24 protein-coding genes and 1 pseudogene are annotated in these 22,911 nt (G+C 38.7%); all 25 read left to right on the forward strand.

The window, feature by feature from the left end; translation table 11 throughout:
- The first annotated feature begins 239 nt into the window (after window positions 1–239).
- Window positions 240–803, forward strand: coding sequence for a DsbA family protein (locus H9L19_RS06035; RefSeq protein ID WP_187528781.1), 564 nt, complete (start codon window positions 240–242; stop codon window positions 801–803).
- 131 nt (window positions 804–934) lie between these two features.
- Window positions 935–1,588, forward strand: a complete 654-nt coding sequence (locus H9L19_RS06040; RefSeq protein WP_187528782.1) for a GTP pyrophosphokinase — start codon at window positions 935–937, stop codon at window positions 1,586–1,588.
- Window positions 1,569–2,380 (forward strand): annotated as a pseudogene (locus tag H9L19_RS06045) (NAD kinase). Before H9L19_RS06040 ends, H9L19_RS06045 begins: the two are co-directional and overlap by 20 nt.
- A complete protein-coding gene (locus H9L19_RS06050; protein ID WP_187528783.1) occupies window positions 2,380–3,285 on the forward strand; it encodes an RluA family pseudouridine synthase in 906 nt (301 codons plus the stop codon). Before H9L19_RS06045 ends, H9L19_RS06050 begins: the two are co-directional and overlap by 1 nt.
- A 12-nt stretch (window positions 3,286–3,297) precedes the next feature.
- Window positions 3,298–4,671 carry a magnesium transporter gene (gene mgtE, locus H9L19_RS06055; RefSeq protein ID WP_187528784.1) on the forward strand — a complete coding sequence of 458 codons (1,374 nt, stop codon included), beginning with the start codon at window positions 3,298–3,300 and terminating at the stop codon, window positions 4,669–4,671.
- Window positions 4,672–4,718: 47 nt separating this feature from the next.
- Window positions 4,719–5,906, forward strand: a complete 1,188-nt coding sequence (locus H9L19_RS06060; RefSeq protein ID WP_187528785.1) for a multidrug effflux MFS transporter — start codon at window positions 4,719–4,721, stop codon at window positions 5,904–5,906.
- Between the two features lie 295 nt (window positions 5,907–6,201).
- Window positions 6,202–8,850 (forward strand): alanine--tRNA ligase, encoded by a 2,649-nt coding sequence (gene alaS, locus H9L19_RS06065; protein ID WP_187528786.1) that lies wholly within the window; start codon window positions 6,202–6,204, stop codon window positions 8,848–8,850.
- Between the two features lie 33 nt (window positions 8,851–8,883).
- Complete coding sequence (locus tag H9L19_RS06070; RefSeq protein WP_187528787.1) at window positions 8,884–9,135, forward strand: IreB family regulatory phosphoprotein; 252 nt, start codon at window positions 8,884–8,886, stop codon at window positions 9,133–9,135.
- Window positions 9,132–9,590 carry a Holliday junction resolvase RuvX gene (gene ruvX / locus H9L19_RS06075; RefSeq protein ID WP_187528788.1) on the forward strand — a complete coding sequence of 153 codons (459 nt, stop codon included), beginning with the start codon at window positions 9,132–9,134 and terminating at the stop codon, window positions 9,588–9,590. Before H9L19_RS06070 ends, ruvX begins: the two co-directional genes overlap by 4 nt.
- Before the next feature lie 16 nt (window positions 9,591–9,606).
- The gene (locus tag H9L19_RS06080) at window positions 9,607–9,897 is read left to right on the forward strand and encodes a DUF1292 domain-containing protein (RefSeq protein ID WP_187528789.1); all 291 of its coding nucleotides are present in this window, start codon (window positions 9,607–9,609) and stop codon (window positions 9,895–9,897) included.
- 1 nt (window position 9,898) lies between these two features.
- Window positions 9,899–10,204 (forward strand): DUF1292 domain-containing protein, encoded by a 306-nt coding sequence (locus tag H9L19_RS06085; RefSeq protein WP_187528790.1) that lies wholly within the window; start codon window positions 9,899–9,901, stop codon window positions 10,202–10,204.
- 127 nt (window positions 10,205–10,331) lie between these two features.
- Window positions 10,332–10,676, forward strand: coding sequence for a PadR family transcriptional regulator (locus tag H9L19_RS06090; RefSeq protein WP_187528791.1), 345 nt, complete (start codon window positions 10,332–10,334; stop codon window positions 10,674–10,676).
- The gene (locus H9L19_RS06095) at window positions 10,669–11,310 is read left to right on the forward strand and encodes a DUF1700 domain-containing protein (RefSeq protein ID WP_187528792.1); all 642 of its coding nucleotides are present in this window, start codon (window positions 10,669–10,671) and stop codon (window positions 11,308–11,310) included. Before H9L19_RS06090 ends, H9L19_RS06095 begins: the two co-directional genes overlap by 8 nt.
- 12 nt (window positions 11,311–11,322) lie before the next feature.
- Entirely contained in the window at window positions 11,323–12,204 is an 882-nt protein-coding gene (locus H9L19_RS06100) for a DUF4097 family beta strand repeat-containing protein (protein WP_187528793.1), read from the forward strand.
- Between the two features lie 70 nt (window positions 12,205–12,274).
- Window positions 12,275–12,526 carry a hypothetical protein gene (locus tag H9L19_RS06105; protein ID WP_187528794.1) on the forward strand — a complete coding sequence of 84 codons (252 nt, stop codon included), beginning with the start codon at window positions 12,275–12,277 and terminating at the stop codon, window positions 12,524–12,526.
- Window positions 12,523–12,957: a helix-hairpin-helix domain-containing protein gene (locus H9L19_RS06110; RefSeq protein ID WP_187528795.1), complete on the forward strand. Its 435-nt coding sequence runs from the start codon at window positions 12,523–12,525 to the stop codon at window positions 12,955–12,957. Before H9L19_RS06105 ends, H9L19_RS06110 begins: the two co-directional genes overlap by 4 nt.
- Window positions 12,954–15,215, forward strand: a complete 2,262-nt coding sequence (locus H9L19_RS06115) for a ComEC/Rec2 family competence protein (protein WP_187528796.1) — start codon at window positions 12,954–12,956, stop codon at window positions 15,213–15,215. Before H9L19_RS06110 ends, H9L19_RS06115 begins: the two co-directional genes overlap by 4 nt.
- Window positions 15,184–16,206, forward strand: coding sequence for a DNA polymerase III subunit delta (gene holA, locus H9L19_RS06120; protein WP_187528797.1), 1,023 nt, complete (start codon window positions 15,184–15,186; stop codon window positions 16,204–16,206). Before H9L19_RS06115 ends, holA begins: the two co-directional genes overlap by 32 nt.
- A 352-nt stretch (window positions 16,207–16,558) precedes the next feature.
- On the forward strand, window positions 16,559–16,828 hold the full coding sequence (rpsO, locus tag H9L19_RS06125; protein ID WP_187528798.1) for a 30S ribosomal protein S15: 270 nt from the start codon (window positions 16,559–16,561) through the stop codon (window positions 16,826–16,828).
- Between the two features lie 49 nt (window positions 16,829–16,877).
- The gene (gene rpsT / locus H9L19_RS06130) at window positions 16,878–17,132 is read left to right on the forward strand and encodes a 30S ribosomal protein S20 (protein WP_187528799.1); all 255 of its coding nucleotides are present in this window, start codon (window positions 16,878–16,880) and stop codon (window positions 17,130–17,132) included.
- A 169-nt stretch (window positions 17,133–17,301) separates the two neighbouring features.
- A complete protein-coding gene (locus H9L19_RS06135) occupies window positions 17,302–18,057 on the forward strand; it encodes an ABC transporter ATP-binding protein (protein ID WP_187528800.1) in 756 nt (251 codons plus the stop codon).
- Window positions 18,058–18,076: 19 nt separating this feature from the next.
- The gene (locus H9L19_RS06140; RefSeq protein ID WP_187528801.1) at window positions 18,077–19,879 is read left to right on the forward strand and encodes an FtsX-like permease family protein; all 1,803 of its coding nucleotides are present in this window, start codon (window positions 18,077–18,079) and stop codon (window positions 19,877–19,879) included.
- 105 nt (window positions 19,880–19,984) lie between these two features.
- Window positions 19,985–20,443, forward strand: a complete 459-nt coding sequence (locus H9L19_RS06145) for an arginine repressor (RefSeq protein WP_187528802.1) — start codon at window positions 19,985–19,987, stop codon at window positions 20,441–20,443.
- Window positions 20,443–22,533 (forward strand): transglycosylase domain-containing protein, encoded by a 2,091-nt coding sequence (locus tag H9L19_RS06150; protein WP_187528803.1) that lies wholly within the window; start codon window positions 20,443–20,445, stop codon window positions 22,531–22,533. Before H9L19_RS06145 ends, H9L19_RS06150 begins: the two co-directional genes overlap by 1 nt.
- Before the next feature lie 17 nt (window positions 22,534–22,550).
- Complete coding sequence (locus H9L19_RS06155; RefSeq protein ID WP_187528804.1) at window positions 22,551–22,889, forward strand: YlbF family regulator; 339 nt, start codon at window positions 22,551–22,553, stop codon at window positions 22,887–22,889.
- Window positions 22,890–22,911 lie beyond the last annotated feature (22 nt).

The raw sequence follows: 22,911 nt of genomic DNA on the forward strand, positions 1-22,911 counted from the left end.
AAAGAGTTCACTAATGCCAAAGTACTGGTACAGAACTCTTTTTTATTTAAATCGTGTGAATACTAGTGTTAGAACGGTATTGATGAGCAACCATTTGAGATAAATGATGTGATGAGTGAGCAATTTTTTTGATTTTAAACTTAAAAGCGGTTATATTTAGTGTGTTATCGATAACACCAACTAATAATATTGATATAATGTATATAAATATATTTGAAGTAACCGAGGTGATGCTTAAAATGCTAGAAATATATTCATTCATCAGTGCATTTTCAAAACGCAGTTTGGATTTAAACCGGAATATAGTTGATTTACAAGCAGATTTGGCCGTTACATCCCGACTTAATTTAATACCTTTAATGCGTTTTTCAACGTCAACGTTAGATAAGGATGATTATTTAATTCAAAATATTTCGGCACGTGAGGCAGTATATATTAATGACGCAATGACCAATGTGATGAAGACAGCTCATTTTCAAGGTAAAAAAGTTGGCCGGCGATTAAGCATCATCTTACAAGAAAAAGTTTTGGCAGCAAAAGCATACAATGATAGTATTGTACGGTGTGCATTGATTGAAGCAAATGTTGATTTAGAAACATTTAATCAAGACTTGACTAGTGATTTTCTAAAAAAAGCATTACAAATGGATCAACGAATTTCGCATGACATGGGTGTTAAAAATAGCAATACATTGGTGGTATTTGATTCAAGTCGTGATGATAGCGCAGAACGATATACGGATGTGCAAGTTGATGATTTAAATCGTATTTTTCGCGTATCATCAAATGCTTGTCAAGAATGAGACTGTAAACAGGATTTTATCGGTAAGCTGGGGATTGAACCAGCTTTTTTTCTTGGATATTGTATAATGGAAACAAGATAACGATGGCCACGAATCTATTTGAGTGGGCATCATGATAAGAGGACGACAAAATGATTGAGAATTGGGAAAAATTTTTACAACCATATATGCAAGCAGTTGAAGAATTAAAAGTTAAATTTCGCGCCCTCCGCGATCAATACGCACAAAATGGGGTTGAAACGCCAATTGAGTTTGTGACGGGGCGTGTGAAACAGGTTGAAGCAATTAAAGAAAAAGCTGTGCGAAGGCACGTAGATATGGATCGTCTAGAACAAGATATGCAGGATTTAGCAGGCATCCGGATTATGACCCAATTCACAAATGACATCTACCGTGTTGTAGATTTAATTCGCGAGAGAACAGATATGGTGATTTTAGAAGAGCGAGACTATGTGACGAATTCAAAACCGTCGGGGTATCGTTCTTACCACATTGTTGTTGAATATCCGATTCAAACAACACAAGGTGAACGGAAAATATTAGTTGAAATTCAAGTGCGCACGATGCAAATGAATGTTTGGGCAACTATTGAACACGCGATTAATTATAAATATGCTGGTGAATATCCAGATGATATGGCCGATAAACTACATGAAGTTGCTGAATTAACGTTTAAGGTTGATGCACTCTTTCAGGAAATGCATCAAGAAATTAGTGAATCTCAACATGCACTTCGTAATCATACAAAAAAGGATGACGTGATTGATGAAGGTTTCAATTTATAAAAATAATAGTACAAAATCGCAAACGATTGGCAATATTTTAAGTAAATTGCTAAGTCGCTATCCAGATACATTTGTCTTTGATGATGCCAAACCAGATGTCGTCATTACAGTTGGCGGCGATGGTACACTCCTGTCAGCTTTTCATCATTATGTGGATCAGTTGGATCATACGCGGTTTATTGGTGTCCATACCGGGCATCTTGGTTTTTACGCGGATTGGCAAGAATTTGAAATTGATCATCTAGTGGATTCCTTATTAACCTATGAAGGACGAACAATTTCTTATCCATTGTTAGAAATGACAATTCAGTATACAGATGGGAAAAAGAATAATTTTTTGGCATTAAATGAAGCAGCAATTAAACAACCTGAAGGGACATTGGTTGCTGATGTCTATTTAGATGGTGAACGGTTTGAACGTTTTAGGGGTGATGGCCTGACAGCTGCGACGCCCACTGGTTCAACTGCTTATAATAAAGCCAACGGGGGGCTGTTATGCACCCAAGTCTAGCTAGTATTCAATTATCAGAAATTGCATCAATTAATAATCGTGTCTTTCGAACGTTGGGCTCACCATTAGTCATTGGACCGGATGAAACGATTCGTGTTGTACCGTTAAATGTCGATAATGGTGTCACATTGACGTACGATCATTTGAGTCAGGCAACGACTGACATTGAGTGGCTGGAGTTTCGAGTTGCAAAAGAGAAAATTGCTTTTGCTGAACATCGACATACACGTTTTTGGCATCGTGTGAGGGATAGTTTTATTGGGGATGAGGTAATTGATTAATGGCTACTTTTAGTTGGGAGAAACAAGAACCAGGGGGACTAAAAATCAAACAATTTTTAGCAGAACGTGGTGTTTCTCATCGCATGTTTAGCATTATTAAACGAGGCGGTGGGCATTTATTACTGGACGGTCGCCCCGCTCGAACGATTGATGAGATTAAAATGGGTCAAAAAATTACGATCATTATGCCACATGAAGAAAGCAATGAGATTTTACCTTTTTCGGACTTACCGATTACGGTTATTTACGAAGATGATAACTATTTGGTTGTTGATAAACCAGCTGGCGTGACGTCGGTTCCTGGTAAGGCCGATCGTGAAACAACAATGGTCAATCGGGTGAAAGGTCATTTGCAACGTGAAGGCGCTCAGGATTTAGTGCCGCACGTGGTAACGCGTTTAGACCGTTTTACTTCAGGTGTTGCCCTTTTAGCAAAGCATCGATTTGCACACGGATTGTTAGATAAAGCTTTGAAAACGCACGCAGTTGATAAACGTTACTATGCACTAGTTGATGGTGTGTTGGCTGATGAACATCAAATGATTGATCAGCCCATTGGACGAGTACCTGATGATTTCATTCGGCGTGAAGTTCGATCAGATGGTAAACCTTCACAAACCGAATACTGGGTGATCAAGCGATTTGATAATCAAACATTGGTTCGTGTGCAATTACATACAGGACGCACACATCAAATTAGGGTTCATTTTAAAGCACTCGGGCATCCACTAGTCGGCGACGAAATTTACGGTGGACCAATGGACCGGGGTGCAGTGAGACAAATGCTACATGCGTATTGGATTAGTTGGTTCGATCCATTTTCACAAATTGTTCAGCAGTTTGAGGCACCAGTTCCAGAAGATATGATCAACGTCATGCAGGGGTATGTGCCACAAGATAAATAAATGAGGTGATTTATGGCAACTGATTTTGGAAATGTACGTGATGAAATTGTACCGTTGGTGACTCAGATTACTGACGACCTAAAGCAGGGTGCCATTGATGCCTTTCGAGAAACATTTCTTGGGTTACATAATTATGATCAGGCTCAAATTTATTTGAATTTAACACCACAATTGAGACAACAAGTGATTGAGTGGTTAACTTTGGATGAATTAGCTAATGTCTTTGATCATCTGGATTCTGATGAAGTTGATGTGAATCATTTGCTTGAAGAAATGTCACCCAGTTATGCAGCCAATATGCTTAACGAAATGTATGTTGACAACGCAGTCGATGTATTGGATGAAATTTCTGAGCCTGAACAAGATATCTACCTTAAGCAGATGTCACGTGAGGATGCGGGTGAATTAAGGCATTTACTTGATTATGATGAGGATACTGCTGGTGCCTTGATGACGACCGAGTATATTGAGGTCTCACAAACATCAACAATTGGTCAGGTTATGAGTTTGGTGAAAAAAGCAGCTTCTGAGTCTGAGCAAATATCGTATATTTATGTGCTTGAGCGTAAACGATTGATTGGTGTTATTTCTTTACGTAATCTCATTATCCATCCAGATGATGAGCTGGTTTCAGAGGTAATGACAAGTAATTTAGTCACTGTTTTACCTACTGAGGATCAAGAACAAGTTGCCAGGTTAATGGCTGATTATAATTTATTGGCTATGCCAGTTGTGGATGAACAAAATGAGATGTTGGGCATTATCATGGTCGACGATATTGTGGATGTTATTGAAGCTGAAAGTACAGAAGATTATGGTCGCTTGGCTGGTGTGAATGATTTGGATTTGGAAGAAAGTCCAATGATGTCAGTTATTAAGAGAATTCCATGGTTAATTATTTTGGTGTTTCTAGGATTGGGAACAGCGTCAATTATTAATAGTTATGATGCGATGGTGCAACAAGCATCAGTTTTGGCAGTATTTATTAGTTTAATTACTGGAACGGCTGGAAATGCGGGAACCCAGGCGTTAGCGGTTTCCATTCGTCGAATAACATTGGATGAAAAGCGTAGCGTGATTCGCATGTTCTTTACTGAATTATTTATTGGCGCATTGATAGGCTTAATTGCCGGCACGACTATTTTTGGAGTGGTTTGGCTATGGAAATCAAACGTTTTATTAGGCTTGGCTGTCGGGTTAGCCATGGCAATTGCGATTATGGTTGCAAATTTGGCGGGGGCATTTATTCCAATTATTATGGATGCTATGCATGTCGATCCAGCTGTTGCATCAGGTCCTTTTATATCAACGTTAAGTGATTTGACCTCAGTTATCATTTATTTTAATATCGCTGGGGTGTTTATTACGCATTTTATTGGGCATTGATCGTAAATAAGTGGGTTAGCTCAATGTTAAAAGAGTGAGGAAAGAATTTGACACAGAAGGTTAAATTAAACGCAGCACATATATTTATTTTAGGTGTGTTGAGCGCATTTGCAGTATTTTCAATGGATTTTTATTTACCTGGACTGCCGCAATTACAAAAGGATTTAAATACCAGTGCATCGCTGGCACAACTGACAATTACTGCCTCATTGGTCGGGTTGGGGCTCGGACAATTAGTTATTGGTCCGTGGTCTGATCGCATTGGCCGACGTCGACCGCTTTTGATAGGGACGCTGATTTTTACATTAACATCAATTGCAATTGTTCTAACAAGCAATATTTGGATCTTAATTTTAATGCGGTTTTTTCAAGGCTTAGCGGGTTCAGTTGGCATCGTATTGTCGTTGGCAGTCATTACGGACTCATTTTCTGGTCGTGATTTGACCAACAACGTTATGATTAACCAATCAATTAATGGTATTTTTCCGGTTATTGCACCAGTCCTAGGCGGAATTGTTGTTGCAATGTTTAATTGGGAGATGACATTTTGGATTTTAGCTGGGTTGGGAATCAGTTTATTTCTTGCGGTTCAATTTTATTTACCTGAAACAAGAGAACCAGTTGACCAGTCGACAGCGACAAATGTGGAAATGCGGCATGTGTATCAGCAGTTATTTGCAAATCGTCAGTTTATGGTATATATGCTTCTCCAAACATTAATGATGGCTGCTTTATTTGCTTATATTTCTGGCTCTTCATTTGTTTTGGAAAACATCTTTCATTTGAATGTCACGACGTTCGGGATTGTTTATGCGATTAATGGTTTAGGCATCGCGGTCATGACAATTTTTGCTGGTTGGTTAGCTAATCGCTGGCGAGAAGAAAAGACATTAGGCATTTTTATTGGGTATGGCTTGTTGGGTGGTATTTTGTTAGCACTGAGTTTATTCATGGCAAAGCCAATGGTCGTTGTATTAATTGCATTTTTTATGATTGTTTCTGCTATTGGTGGCATTCAGGGGATGACGACGGCATTAGCGATGAAAGATCAGCATGCTAATCCGGGAGCTGCATCAGCACTATTAGGGATGATGCGGTATGCAATTGGTGGCGTGATGTCACCATTAGTTGGTATTTTTGGGACGCGTTCATATGTTCCGCTAGTTGTGATTATCTTGGTAGTGCAATTACTAGCAATGGTGCTGTATTTGAATTCAGTCCAGAGAAAAATGTAATATGCTTGAAATACTGCTATATAGGTGGTATATGGTATAATTTCAGTAAGGACATGCTAAATGAAAAGCCGTAGAATTCAGAAACATTGTGGTTGATGCGAACAATGCTACGAAGTATTTAGTGCTACCTGAAATCAGGTGTTAATCTTGTGATCCATATGAGACTAACTTTAAACATAATTAAGAGGTAATGATACAGACAATCATTGCAATTAGGGTGGTACCGCGAGTCAGTCGTCCCTAACATGCAGTGGTAGTCTGTTTTTTAGAAATAAATAATGGCGAGGTTAACAAAATGAAAGAATTATCTTCAGCTGAAATACGAGATATGTTTCTCCGCTTTTTCCAAAGCAAAGGGCACAGTATTGAACCATCACAGTCACTCATCCCAAAAGATGATCCAACACTTCTTTGGATTAATTCCGGTGTGGCTACGTTAAAGAAATACTTTGATGGAACGGTTATCCCAGATAACAAGCGGATTACAAATGCACAGAAATCAATTCGAACAAATGATATTGAAAATGTTGGGCATACTGCACGTCATCACACGTTATTTGAAATGATGGGTAATTTCTCAATTGGTGATTATTTCAAGCCAGAAGTGATTCCATGGGCTTGGGAGTTATTGACTAGCCCAGAATGGTTTGGTATGGATCCTGATAAGTTATTCGTAACGGTGTATCCTAATGATCAAGAGGCAAAAAAAATCTGGTTGGAGGTCGTTGGATTACCTAAAGATCATTTGTATGAAGAACCAGATAATTTTTGGGATATAGGAGAAGGCCCTTCTGGACCTGACACGGAAATCTTTTATGATCGTGGTAGCGAGTTTGATGCCGAAGATGAAAAAGAAAACTATCCTGGTGGCGAAAATGAGCGTTACCTTGAAATTTGGAACATTGTGTTCTCACAATATAATCATTTACCAGGTCTTACAGATAACTCAAAGTATCCGGAATTACCGCATAAAAACATTGATACGGGAATGGGATTAGAGCGTGTTGTATCAGTATTCCAACATGCAAAAACAAATTTTGAAACAGACTTATTCTTGCCCATTATTCATGCGACGGAAGAGATGTCAGACGGTTTCAAATATGGTGAAGATGAACAAAAAGATATTTCGTTTAAGGTGATTGCTGATCATGCGCGTGCGGTAACATTTGCGATTGGTGACGGTGCCTTACCTTCGAATGAAGGTCGTGGATATATTATTCGACGATTGCTTCGACGTGCCGTTCTACATGGCCGTAAATTAGGTATTCATTCAATTTTCTTGGCAAAATTGGTCCCTGTTGTTGGTCAAATTATGGCCTCATATTATCCAGAGATTAATGCCAATGCGGACTATATTGCTTCAATTATCGAAGCCGAAGAGGTTAGATTTAACAAAACGCTGTCAGACGGCCTTTCATTATTGGACACAGTGATGGCAGAAGCAAAGGCTTCAACAGGTGAAATTGACGGTGCAGTCGCCTTTAAATTGTATGATACTTATGGCTTCCCATATGAATTAACTGAGGAAGCTGCACTTGAAGCAGGCTTAAAGGTTAATCGTGCAGAATTTGACACAGCCATGCAAGCACAACAAGCACGTGCCCGTGCAGCACGGACAAATACTGCTTCAATGGGTGTTCAAAACGAATTATTGACGGATTTGAAAACTGATTCAAAATATGTTGGTTGGTCAGAGTTATCAGTCCCACAGGCCACGTTAGTGAATATCATTCAAGATAACCAGTTGCTCACAACTGCGCAATCCGGTGAGATTCAAGCAATCTTTGACGTTACGCCATTTTATGCTGAAATGGGAGGTCAAGTAGCTGATAAAGGGAAGGTCAGTGATCAAAATGGGCAAGTTGTTGCACGGGTGACTGATGTTCAAGTTGCACCGAATGGTCAACATCTGCACACGTTGACGGTCGAACAGCCATTAAATATTGACACAGTATATCAGCTTGATGTTGATCGGGCATATCATGTTGCTGTATCAAAAAACCACACTGCAACACATATGCTTGACCAATCTTTACGAAATATTCTGGGTGAGCATACAACTCAAGCTGGATCACTCGTAACAGCAGACGGTCTAAGATATGACTTCAGTTATAATGGGCCTGTTCCAGAGGCAAAATTGCAAGCAATTGAAGATTTAATCAATCAAAAAATTATTGAGAATTTGCCAATTTCATGGGTGGAAACTGATCTTGAGTCTGCAAAAAAGTTAGGGGCGGTTGCTGTCTTTACTGAAAAGTATGGTGAAGTCGTTCGAGTTGTCTCAATTGGCGACTATAATGTCGAATTTGATGGTGGGACTCACGCAGACTCAACAGCTGAGTTAGGAATGTTTAAGATTATTGGTGAAAGTGGTACTGGAGCAGGTGTTCGACGAATTGAAGCGGTCACTGGACAAGGTACAATGCAATATGTAAAAACGCATGATGCTCTATTAAAGCAATCGGCCTTGTTAGTTAAAGCGCCACAATTATCAGAGATACCTGATAAAATTGAAGCACTTCAGTCTGATTTAAAAGAAGCAGAGCGGCAGGTAGCTGCGTTAGAAACTAAACTAGCTAATCAAGCAGCTGCAGATGCCTTTCAAGATGTGAAACATGCCGGCGACTACTCATATATTGTGACAGAAATGTCAGTCGAATCAATGGACGTTTTGCGGCAAACAGCGGATAATTGGAAACAAGCGACACCATCTGATGTCTTGGTCTTAGCTGCAAATCTTGGTGAGAAAGTTAATTTGTTAGTTGCCGTAGCACCAGATGCCATTGCACAGGGTATCAAGGCTGGCGACTTAATCAAGGCGATTGCACCAGCCATTGGCGGTGGCGGTGGCGGTCGACCAGATTTAGCTCAAGCTGGGGGGAAGAATCCTGCTGGTATTGCTGACGCTTTTGCGCAAGTTAATCAATGGCTATTGAGTAAGTAATTAATTCGCCTTGAAATAGGAAGGAGTTTTCCCATGAGTTTTAATGATAATACAACGGTATTTAACTTTGAAGATGCTGATGAACAAGATATTCGTCGGACGTTAGAAATTGTGTATGGTGCATTGGAAGAAAAAGGATATAACCCAATTAATCAAATTGTAGGTTACATTACATCTGGTGACCCGGCCTATATTCCACGAACAAATGATGCGCGTAATTTGATTCGACGTTATCAACGCGATGAAATTATTGAAGCTTTGGTAAAGGATTATCTACGCAAATGAGCATTTTTGGATTAGATGTTGGATCACGAACGGTTGGCGTTGCGATGTCTGATCCAATGGGCTGGACAGCTCAAGGATTAGAAATTATTCGCATTAATGAAGATGAGGGTGAATTTGGAATTGAAAGGATGAAAGCGTTGGTAGAACAACATCATCCGACTGGCTTTTTATTGGGCTTGCCAAAGAATATGAATAATTCTTTAGGTCCTCGAGCCGAAGCAGCACAAGCATATGGTGAGCTGTTAAAAGATACTTTCAATTTGCCTATTGATTTTCAAGATGAACGATTAACCACAGTAGAGGCCGAACGCATGTTGGTGGAGGAAGCTGACACATCACGAGCCAAACGTAAACAAGTGATTGATAAGTTAGCGGCGGCGCTAATATTGCAAAACTATTTAGATCGAAAAGGAAAACTAGTGAACGCAAGCGGCACTAAGATGACCTTTGATTAATTATGGAGGAACTACCATGGATGAAGAACAAGATGTCATTACATTGATTGATGAAAAAGGTAACGAAGAATTATTTGATATTTTATTTGCTTTTGACGAAACTGAAAAATATAATAAGCGTTATATTTATGTGGTTGCGGCTGGCACTGAAGATGAGGATGAGGTTGATATTCAAGCCTTTAGTTCAGATATTGCGGATACAGAAGTTGCGGCTGAAGGTACTCTTGATCAAATCGAAGACGAGGATGAATGGCGTATGGTTGAAGAACGCCTAAATCAATGGCTTGAAGAAAACGAAGAGGACTAGAATGGTAGACGATAATCAAGTCTTTTCCTTTGAAGACGAAGGGAACACTTATACGTTTAAAGAGCTATTTCGCTTTGAAGAAGATACAAAGTTCAACAAAACGTATATTGTACTTTACAATGATGATGCGGTAGATGAAGAAGATGACGATTTGGATATGGAAGTGCAAGCTTTTATATACGATGAAACGTTGATTAAAAGTGCGCCTGAAGAAGCTTTAGTTTCGATTGAGACTGATGATGAATGGGAAATGGTAACTGAGATGATCAATACATTTTTTGATGACCCACAAATCAATCCTGAATAAAAAGAAAACCCCGATAAGATTATTTATCAGGGTTTTCTTTTCAGTTTAAGTTGACACAATATTATACTTGGTATAATATATAAATTATTAAATCAATTATTTTAGAATAATTAAAAAGGAGCTTTTTATGAGCATTCAAGTACCAACAGCATTGCTGGATGGGACAGTCTTGGCATTGTTAGATGAACAAGATTTGTATGGCTATGCCATTACAAAACAGGTACAGCAATATCTTGATGTCAGTGAGTCCACAATGTATCCAGTTTTAAGACGCTTGCAAAAAAATGATTTTTTAGAAACATATGATGAGCCATTTGAAGGACGCAATCGACGTTATTATCAAATTACCGATGCAGGAAAAAAACAATTGGCGTCAATCAAAGCCGATTGGCTACAATTTAGTCATGCAATTGAGGCATTATTTACAAATGTGCCTTTAAAAGAAGGGGAAACGGGTGAAATTAATGAATGAGCAAGTCAAGACGTATTTAACAACACTACGCCGTTATCTTAAACCTTTACCAGTTTCAGAACGTGAAGATACGTATCGTTTTTATGAAGAACTATTCTTGGATGCTGAGATGTCAAGTGATCAAATTTATGCAGAATTTGGTAACCCTAAAACATTGGCAAGGCAAATCAATGCCAATTATGCAATGGGATGGGTACATGAGAGTGGAACTGAAAGTGATGAATCTATTCAACAGTCATCGGCTACCACAACCCGTAGCCATTGGCATGCTGCTTGGCTAATCTTACTCGGCGTGCTTGCCTCTCCTATTTTAATTCCACTTGCTATTGTAATGATCTTAGGTTTCATTTCTGCGATTTTCATGGTGATTGCATTAATTTTCATCATTGCTGGTCTACTTATTGGTGCTGCGATTTTGGGTGGCGTTGCGATTGTGGCTGGTGTGAATATCCTGGGACAAGGGTTGATGATGGCGCTCTTTATGATTGGTGGTGGTATTCTAATTCTTGGTACGGTTGTGTTGAGTATTCCAGTGGTCATTTGGATTGTTTATGGGATTGGTTGGGTAGGTTACCGATTAGTCAAGTGGATTGGGTCACTGACGTTAAAACGTCGGCCAGAGTTGAAACAATAGGAGGGCCTAAGGATGAATAAAGGATTAAAAATCACAGCAATTATCGGCCTCGGTGCAATGCTAATTGGTGCAACGACAATGGGAATTGGTTATTTTGGAAACCATCAAAAAATAAATAATATTACGCTAGATAAAGGGTTTAAGATTCAAAAAATGACGACTAAGTCAAATTACGCAATTAAGTCATTTCAGAGTTTAAAGATTGATGTCAAAAATGTTGATTTAGACATTGTTCAAGGTTCAACGCTTAAATTAAAAACGACCCTTGATCAAAATGAGAAAGTTAAATTAACACAGACTGGTGACGAACTTCAAATGACGGTGCGCAGTGAACGTGACAATGAGAACGGCTTCGTGATTAATACCGAGCAACGCCATATCACACTAACGATTCCTAAAGAAATGACTGTCAGGCAATTGGCGATTAATTCAAACGCCAGCGCAATTATGATTCAAAAATTATCGGTACTAGAAAATACCGATATTAATCAACATGATTCGGGACTTATTTTAGATGATGTGACCTTTAATCATGCAACAATTAATAATACACAAGCTGGAACCCGGGTTGAGGGTGGTCAATTTACAGATTCGAATTTCGTTAATCAGGACGGACCGTTTAGAAGCATTGGTGGACACTTCTTGGGGAATAGTAAGATTGAGGCTTCAAATGACGATATCAATCTTTCAGGTTTGAACTCAGATTTGATGATTACCGCCGATAATCGTGATGGTGAAATTAAATTGAGTGGGATTCAATCAGAAAATACGACACGTTCAACCCAAGATGGAAAAATGCAACAACATACAACTTTTGGGGCGTCAGACCAAAATAAATTGCAAATTACTAATTCAGAAGGTAATGTGACCATTTCTAATTTATCTGAATCATAAATAAAAACTCGTCGAGCAATCGACGTTTTTTTATTGCAATACTGTTCCTTATTAGTGTGGAGGAAATTGTATGCTCAGATCATGTTTTATTCGTTACCGGCATATTTTTATGCCGGTCATTGTTGCTTGTGTCGTTTTAATCGGACTAATCATTTATTGGTGGTTGGCTCAAAATCCCATTTCAAAAGGGCCGACGTTGATTACATCAACAAGTGAGCATAAAAAAACGCTGGGTAAACCGTATTCGGATGTCACAACCGTCGTGAAAACAACGAATACTTTAGCTAGTAATGATCGAAAAAACGCATTTGGATTGATGTGAAAGGTGCAGTATTGAAACCTGGTGTTTATCAATTAATTGAACCGGTGATTGTGAATGATGTGATTAAAGCAGCTGGTGGGTTACAATCCACAAGTGCAACACATCGGGTTAATTTTGCCGCTCGAATGACTGATGGACAAGTATTGTATATTCCAAATGGAGAAGAAGTGGTACCTGAAATTTTTCCTTTACCTGGTATCAGTAATGAACGGGAGAACGGGGGAGAAAAGCAACAGTCATTAATTAACCTAAATCAAGCGACATTAGCTGAATTACAAAACTTACCAGGCATTGGAGCTAAACGAGCGGCCGATATTATTGCAACTCGTGAAGCAAAAGGCGCATTTAAACGAATTGAAGATTTAAGAACTGTTTCAGGCATTGGTGATAAAACGTTGGCCAAGATTTCTGAGCTGATTGATGTCCCGTGAGACAAGGTCAGTGGTTAATCATTGGAATTGTTGCTGTATTGGCCCATAGCATTCTACGATGGCATCAGTGGTGGTGTATTCTACCGTTGCTTTGGTTTAGTTGGGTTGCATACTGTCAGTTGTCTCGACGGTACTTTCAGATTATGTGCGTTGTGTTATTGCTTGTTTTTGGCGTAGCGATGATACAACGCTACGATGCGTATCAGCAACAACCCGAAAGCATCTCACGTGCGATGACGCTGACCGTTCACCCTGATGATTTGAATAGCCGAGACCATCGTGTGACTGGGCGCGTTAGATATTGTCATCGAAATTATTATTTAATCTGGCAAATAGATGATCAAGCAGTTTATCAACAGTATCAAAAAATGAAGTCGAGTTTTAAACTACAGGGTATTGGCCAAATTAACGAACCGCAGCGCAAAAATAATCGCCATAGTATGGACTTTTATCAAATGTTGGCTTATCGCAATATTCAGTATGTGATTCGGCTTAGGTCAGGTGTGATTACTAATTCACAGCCCAAATTATCGCTTCGAGATTGGATTTTAAGTGGTATTAAAGACTGGCACTTTGGATTAGTTTCTTGGTTTGAGTGCTTACCAGATGGGTTGCGCGATTATGGAGAAACCTTGTTGTTAGGCTTTACAAGACCAGATTTTTATGATGATAATCGTGGTATTCGAACAGCGGGACTTGTACATTTGTTTAGTATTTCTGGATTTCAAGTTATGTTGGTTTATCGTAGCTGGCGTGCTTTTGGACGTTGGGTAGGAATCGCTCGAGAAACCAATCTCATGATGCTCCAAATTGGACTAGTTGGTTTATGGTTGTTTGCTGGTGGTGTAATCTCACTCATTCGTCCCATCAGCCTAGCTATATTGAATACTTGGCGAGAAATGCACTGGTTAAAATTATCTCGTTATGATTTATTTGGCTGGTCATTATTATTTGGCGTTGTCATTGAGCCAGGCGTTTTACAGACTTTGGGCGGACAGTTATCTTATGTTTTAGCGTTTGGATTATTATGGGTAGATGATCGGCCGGATTGGCAGGTAAGCCTGCTATTAGGTGTCATGATTGTTCCATATTTGATATATCATACTTATGAATGGCATCCGTTGGCTTTATTGGTGAATTTGGTTGCTGTCCCCGTTTTCACATGGGTAATTTTACCAGTTTTAGTTATTGGCATTTTAGCCGCTAAATTCAACATGATATTGATTGTGACGATTGCGAATCAATTGATACAATGGTGTCAATTCTTAATTGCAAATGTTGGACAAGTACCGGGTAATTTAAATTTTGGCGCAATTTCATTATTGAGCGCGGGTATATTGGTGTTTTTGACAGTACGATTATTAGAGATGGTAAATAGGGTCAGAATTTTTCAAATCATCGGTTACTTAATACTACTTACGTGTCTGGCTGGAAGGACATTTTGTGGGCGTGTTATTTTTATCAATGTCGGTCAAGGTGATTCGACTTTGTTTGTCATGCCATTTAAACGTCAGATAATGCTACTAGATACTGGTGGTACGAGGATGATGCCGGATTCGAATAATATTAAAAGGCTGCGTTATCAATCGAAATCAGCACAGGATTTATTACGAAATCTCAGTGGATTTGGTATTAGCCGGATTGATCAATTGGTATTAACTCATAAGGATTGGGACCACATTGGTAATTTAGGGGCATTAGCTAAGGCGATGCCAATTAACGAGGTGATTGTCCCTTCAGGCATGGAACATGATAATAATTTCCGTCGTATGACGCGTCCATTAAAATTGAATATTCGAGCTATTACTGACCAAGACCAGAAAGTGTCACAATTAAAGATTATCCACCCCTTAACACAGGGAACAGGTGAAAACGAACATTCTTTGGCGGGAATTGGGCAATTTGGGCCACTAAAAATGGTATTTACGGGTGACTTAGACCAAGCTGGTGAAGAACGAATTTTGCAAAATTATGATGTGCCTCAGATTGACGTGCTGAAATTTGGTCACCATGGGTCACAAACGAGCACGTCAGATAAATGGCTATCACAATTGCGTCCTCGAATTGGTATTGTGTCAGCTGGACAGAATAATCGTTATCGTCACCCAAGTCAAATTGTATTACAAAAGGCTAGAGATAGAAAAATGCTAGTGTACAATACACAAAAGCATGGTATGGTAGAATATACATGGTTTTTTGGAACAAGTTGGTGGAGGACGCTTTATAATGGCAGTGACATTACAGACAATTCAAAATGATTTGAGTGACGCACAAACCGCACCTGTGTATCTGATTCAGGGAACTGACCAATATTTATTAGATCAAGCGCGACAGTTATTTGTCAATTCTGTGCCAAAAGAAGATCAAGCGATGAATTTAGCGCAATTTGATATGCACGAGGTGCCTTTGAGCGTGGCATTAGATGATGCGCGGTCAATGCCTTTTTTTGGTGATAAACGAACGGTTCTTATCGATAATGCGTTTTTTTTATCCGGTGAACAAAATCGATACAAAATTGAACATCAGGTTGACGAACTATTATTGTATTTGGATCATCCTGAACCACAAACAACGTTAGTTATTTTTGCGCCGTATGATAAGTTAGACCGACGTAAAAAAGTGACTAAACGATTGCAAGAGCAGAGTCAACACCTAGCTTTTGGGGAATTAACAGAAAAAGATATTTTAGGAATGATTCAACATCGTTTACGTACGTCGGGTTATGACATGACAAATGAGGCCCAGCAACTACTTGGTCGGCTAACAAATTATAATTTAACTGTGATGATGTCAGAACTTGATAAATTAATGTTGTTTGCGGTTAATGATAAGAAAATTACGGAAACCATGGTTTCGGCTAGCGTGACGAAAACGTTGAATGAGAGTATTTTTGATTTAATTGACTTACTACTGCAAAAAAAGCTCTCACAAGCAGTTAATTTGTATCATCAATTATTAGTGAGTGGTGAGGAGCCTCTGCGCTTACATGGGGCGATGCTCTCTCAATTCCGATTATTATTACAGGTTAAAGCAGCGACAACGAGTGAACAAGGGACAGCGACTGCGTTAAAAGTACATCCTTATCGAGTTAAATTAGCGCGCCAAACAGGTCGTAAATTAGCATATAAAAATATCGCACAGGCATATTTAGGGCTAGTTGATATGGAAAAGCAACTCAAGCGGACAGCAAGGGACCCAGAACTATTATTTGAATTATTTGTTCTTCGCTACCAAACCATTACAGCCTAATGACGCGGATAGTTAATGCACTGATCTGGCTATCGGCAAAAGTGATTACGTTGTGTCATATTTTAAAAAAGCGTTACCGAGCTGCGATACGTCAATGAGATGATGTTTTGCTGCTGGTGTTCAAAAATCGATTTTATTTATCTGATCAAAGTTGGCACTATGGTTAAAAGCCCGATGATTAGTTGAATTGGGATTAAAAATACTTGACTGGCTGATGCTTGCATATTTCATGAAATTCAGTTATTATATTTAAGTGCACTTTTGCACACGACCTAATGCTGTGTTTTTACGGTTCACCGTCGAATTACTCGGCATTGGGCGACATTTTATTTATGAAAGGTGGATAATTCCAATGGCAATTTCTGCACAACAAAAGACAGAAATCATGAAGGAGTTCGCACGTCACGAAGGTGATACCGGTTCAGTTGAAGTACAAGTTGCAGTTTTGACTGCTGACATTAACTCATTGAACGGACATATGTCTGAACATAAGCATGATTTCCACTCACAACGTGGATTGATGAAGAAAATCGGTCGCCGTCGTAACTTATTACGTTATTTACGTGATAACGATGTTGCACGTTACCGTGACTTGATCGCAAAGCTTGGTTTGCGTCGTTAATTTTAACACGTAGACACTGTAAGACATATATCATCAAAGGAGAATAGACATGCCAATTATTGAAGGATCAATTAAGCGTGCTCGTTTGAACAAAGTACAACGCGAGCGGAATATCGCACAAACTTCAGCCTACCGTACTGAAGTTAAGAAGTTCCGCAAGGCCGTTGAAGAAGGGGCTGATAACTTGCAAGAGTTATTCGCTGCTGCTTCATCAGCAATCGACAGTGCTGCTTCAAAGGGCTTGATTGCTAAGAATAAAGCATCACGTGATAAGTCACGTTTGTCAGCTTTATTAAATAAATAAATTTAAAATAGAAACCCATGAGTTAGATTTATGTTAGCTCATGGGTTTTTATTTTGTAGAGAAAAGCTTATTTTTTGTTGACACAATATGATATACAGTATAATATAAATAAGTGTTAATGTTATATATCGTATATCATTGTTTTGAAAACAATAAAGGGGAATAGATAATGAATATTTTAGAAGTTAAAAATTTAACAAAAGTTTATGGTGAAAAAGAGGGAAACCAACACACTGCTTTAAATAATTTGAGCTTTACAATGGAAAAAGGCGAATTTGTGGCAATTATGGGTGCATCAGGGTCGGGTAAATCAACATTGCTGAATGCAGTTTCTACTCTAGATGTACCAACATCTGGCGAAATAAAAATTGGTGGTAAATCAATTGCAAATTTATCTGGTCGCAAACTGTCTGATTTCCGAGCAAAAGAAATTGGATTCATTTTTCAAGAATTTAATCTATTAGAAAATTTAACTGTTCGTGAAAATATTGCCTTGCCGTTGTCATTACAAAACGTTAAAGCAGCCAATATTAAAGAGGCAGTGGATCGTGTGGCTTTGATTTTAGACATTGCAGATTTATTGGATAAATACCCAGAACAACTTTCTGGTGGTCAAAAGCAACGAACAGCTGCGGCGCGGGCGTTGGTACACAATCCAGCTATTATTTTAGGGGATGAGCCTACTGGAGCATTAGATTCGAAAAACGCACATAGTATGTTAGATGCGATGACAGAGATGAATGTTAACCAGGGCGTTTCAATTTTGATGGTCACGCATGATGCGATGAGTGCGAGTTATGCCAATCGTCTGTTGTTGATTAAAGATGGACAAGTTTATAAAGAGTTGAATAAGGGTCAAAATGAGAGCAATGAAACGTTCTATCAGGACATTTTGAATGTTGTCGCACAACTTGGACAAGATTAGTTTTTTGGGGGAAATTGGTATGTTAATGAAGTTAGCCTTATCTGGCATGAAAAGTCGGCGTCGTGATTATATCGTTTTATTCTCAGGACTAATCTTTTCCGTTGCTATTTTTTATATGTTTGAAACGATCGCGATGAATAAGGCGTTTATTCAAAGTACATCGTCAGTTAGTGTTTTGCCCATTATATTTCACCTAGGGTCAGTCTTGTTAGCAATTATTACGTTAGTATATATTATTTATGCGAATTCATTTTTGCTTTCCTTAAGACAACGTGAATTTGGGATGTATATGATGCTGGGTGCTAGAAAAAACAAAATCACGCAAATTATGTTTGGTGAGACATTATTAATTGGTGTGGTTGCTATCATGAGTGGCTTAATCTTAGGCACTGGGTTATCAGCGATAGTGAGTCATGTATTAATGCAGGCCTTGTCGTTTCAATCGCATGCGTTTACAGCTTTCTATGTCCCTTCGATTGTGATAACAGTTTTATTCTTCACGGTATTGTTCTTTGTTTCATCAGTTGTCAATGCAGGCATGTTAAGTAAGATGAAACTGATCAACCTATTAAAAGGTGGTAAACAGACCGAACGTAAGCCCGTTAAAAAAGTGTTGAATTGGGGAATGTTCGGGTTGGCAATTCTCTTATTGGTTGCCGGTTACTTGGCACTGTACCAAGTTGGAACGGGTGATATGAAATTAAATGGCGTTGGAATCGCATTGGTGACAATTCCGGTTGGAACATATTTGACTTATGCAACGCTTGTGCCCCGTATTATTGCTGGACTTCGTCATCGTCAACATACTATTGAGCGCGGATTAACAGGTTTTACTTACGGTCAAATTGAATTTCGAATGACACAATACTCACGCATGTTAGCCGTCGTGACGATGCTATTAGCTTTGGCATTGGGGAGCGTGACAGTTGGACTTGGTTTTAAAAGTAACGCAGATTTAATTACTGAAAAAAGTTATTATTATGATGCAGTTCTTCAGAATCCTAATGGTGTTGAAAAAAAGTTGTTAAGTCAGACAGGGGCGCAAACCAAATATAATAATTATCGGTATAAAGTGGTTGATCATGTTGTCTACTATCAAGTTGATGATTTAATGAAAAATATTCCGACTTTGACGGCGAATAATAAATATAAAAAACCAGCAGCTGAAAATTTAGTGACGTTAACATTAACGCCACGTTGGGAAGAAACGTTGATGCAACTTTATCCCTATTATATGCAAGCTGAACCATTTGAATTTAAATTGGTAGATGTTAATTCGTTTAATCAGTTACAGGCAGAAGTTCAGGTAACACGTACTGTGAAAAGTGCTGATTTTAATGCTAGTCAGGATATATGGCGAAAAATAGATCAAATTGAAATCAAGAAGAATCACATCGATTCAAATCAGTACTATAGTCGATATGCAAATATGAATTTTTTGAATGAATTATCAAAAGGAACAGAATTCATGGGCTTCTTCTTGGGTGTATCATTCTTAGCAATGATGGCAAGTACATTGATGTTTAAGATTCTTTCTGGTGCATCAGATGATATTCGGCGCTATGAAATGCTTAATAAAATTGGCGCACAACGTTCCGAAATGGCGAAGGCGATTGCAAAGGAAATTGGTTACTTATTTATTTTGCCAGCTATCCTTGGTTTAATTCATGTCGTATTTGGTCTGCAAATGTTTAAAGTTATCTTGTTACAACCTTATTATCATTTTTGGATACCAGTCATGTTATTAGGCGTAATCTATGCGATTTATTACATGATTACAGTTTGGTTATATCGTAGTTTGGTGCTTGGAAAGCAGAAATAATTTGTAAGCAACTTTGGCGTAAGCTGAAGTTGTTTTTTGTAAAGACTATATTAAGATGAAAAAGATAGTATAATTGTAGTACTAGTAAATATAAAGGAGAAATCCATGGCATTAAAGAAGCAAGAACGTCAAGCATTGATTTTAGATGTTTTGGCACATGAGGTCATTGATTCGCAAGAGGATCTGATGAAATACCTACAGAATGGTGGTTACGATGTAACGCAGGCTACCATTTCACGAGATATTAAAGAACTACGTGTTGTGAGACGAGCTGATAAAACTGGTAAAAGTCGATATCAAGTTATCCAAGAAGTACCAGTTGTTGAACAATCTGATGTACAGTCAGGGATTGAAAATATGGCACAGAGTATTACTCGTGTGGAATTTATTACATCAATTTCAACGACACCTGGAAATGGCAATCGATTAGCAGCATTGATTGATAATGCGAATTTAGCAGAAGTCGTTTCAACGGTCGCTGGACACGACACAATCCATATTTTGAGTCCATCAGTGGCCGCAGCAATTAGTCTAGCGGATCAATTTAGAAATTGGTTAGGGTAATGAAAAAATTATTGGTTAAGATAAAGCAACAGTGGGCAAAAAGTTTAGGACCAATCTGGCGACGATTTCAGCTGACCCGCTGGTTCGTTGCTTTTTGTTTAAGTGTTTTTTTAATAATTAGTATCATTGGAACATTTGAAGCAAAGACGACGGATGTGACTAATTTAAAGGCGCGTTTACGTAATACAACTCAAATCTATGACATTAACGGCAATAAAGCTGGTAGCCTTTCTGGTGAGAAAGGGACATATGTGTCATATGCTCAAATATCGTCAAATGTTACGGATGCTGTTCTGGCTACTGAAGATCGAAATTTTTATCACGAGTATGGGTTTTCAATTACGGGTATTGGTAGGGCGTTAATTCTGAATGCCATGCACAAAGTAACAGGTAATGGTGCGGTATCGGGCGGATCAACGCTAACGCAACAATTGGTTAAAAATGCATTTCTATCACAAGAACAGACAACGATTCGTAAAGTTCGTGAATTGTTCTTAGCAGTTCAAGTTGAAAAAGTTTATTCCAAACATGATATTTTAGCCATGTATTTAAATAACGCTTATTTTGGTGAGGGTATTTGGGGTATTCAAGATGCCTCACAAAAATATTTTGGTGTTGATGCTAGTCAACTTAGTCAAACGCAAGGTGCGATGCTGGCTGGAATGTTACAGTCGCCTAATGGGTATAATCCACTAAATTATCCATCGGCTGCAAAAGCCCGACGAGATCAAGTGTTACAAAATTTAGTGAGTTATAAAAAAATGACGCAACAGGTTGCTAATCAATTACAAGCTGAACCGATTAATGCGACGAATCATGCAGTTGACAATTCTAGTTATGAATATCCTTATTTTTTTGATTCAGTTATTGATGAGGCGGTGAATAAGTACCATCTTAAAGAACAAGATATCATGAAAGATGGTTACAAAATTTATACCACCATGAACCAAAAAGATCAGAGTAATCTACAAGATGATTATGCCAATCCATATTTGAATCCAATTGGCAATGATTCACAGGGGGCAACCGTGGTGTTAGATGCGCGTACGGGTGGTGTTCGCGCTGTGGTTGGCGGTCGTGGTGAACATGTTTTCCGTGGTCTTAATCGCGCCACACAAATTAGAAGACAACCAGGGTCAACGATTAAACCAATCGTAGACTATGCACCAGCGTTAAGCCGTGGCTTTTCTTATGATTCAAAATTGCCCAATCATGAAATGACTTTTGGTACAAATAATTACGCACCTAAAAATTATGGGGATGTAACCACTGATGATGTGGCTATGTATATAGCATTAGAGAAGTCGTACAATATTCCAGCGGTATGGGTGATGGAACAAATTGGCCTAAATACTGCTTATCAAGCTGGTATTAAAGCGGGATTACCATTAACAAAAGCTGATAAAAATTATGCGATGGCTATAGGCGGACTTTCTAAGGGTGTTTCGCCCCTACAGATGGCACAAGCATATACTAGTTTTGCTAATGGCGGACAAATGTCTGATGCACACTTTATTACGAAAATAGTTGATGCAAGTGGCCGAACAATTGTGGATACCGTAAAACCAAAGCAGACACGCTTATGGTCACAAAAGGTGGCTAATGAAATGACGAGCATGATGTTAGGCGTATATACCAATGGAACGGGTGTCGCTGCTGATCCGACGGGCTATACCGTTGCTGGTAAGACTGGAACTACAGAAGCGGTTGGAAAAGAAAATAATGCAACGGTAGCGACTGACTCGTGGGCAATTGCATATACACCTGATATTGTGAACGTGACATGGACTGGCTATGATAACGCCAGTCAATCAATTTCACCCTATCTTAGTGCGACGGCGGGTCCATTAATGAAGAAATCTCTTGAACAGATTATTCCAAACACGGCACAGACTGATTTTGATGTCACAAGTGTTCGCACAAAACAAAAAGAACAAACTTCTGAAAGTAATAGTACAAAAGATGGGGTTTCTGGTAATATTAAAGATATCATGGGTAACATTTCCAAAGGTGCAAAAGAGGCAGGTGATACCCTGAAAAAGGGCGCCCAAACCATTTGGAATGGTATTCAAGGTATTTTAGGTCAATAGAATTTAGGAGAAATATAATGATTAATATTTATGATAATGTTAACGGTGTCGCAAGCGATTTAGTGGAAACGGCACAATATAAAAATTTACGTGATGCTGTGACTGCTATGCATCAGGATGCTGAGGCTGAAGCAGTATTCACGAAGTTTCAAACTGAGCAGCAGGCTATTCAAGAGTTAGTACAAACAGGTGCTGAACCGAGTGCTGAACAAATTGAAAGTTGGCAAGCTGTCGCGTCAGAAATGGAAAAGCATGAAACTTTGACGGCATTGATGCAGGCTGAAAGTGCTTTGAATGCATTGTTACAAGAAATTAATGCCATTATTACAAAGCCAATTGCTGAGTTGTATAATTAAATTTATGAATGAGGAAATGGTT

Origin of the sequence: Weissella diestrammenae (genome assembly GCF_014397255.1) — a bacterium.
Taxonomy (GTDB): domain Bacteria; phylum Bacillota; class Bacilli; order Lactobacillales; family Lactobacillaceae; genus Weissella; species Weissella diestrammenae.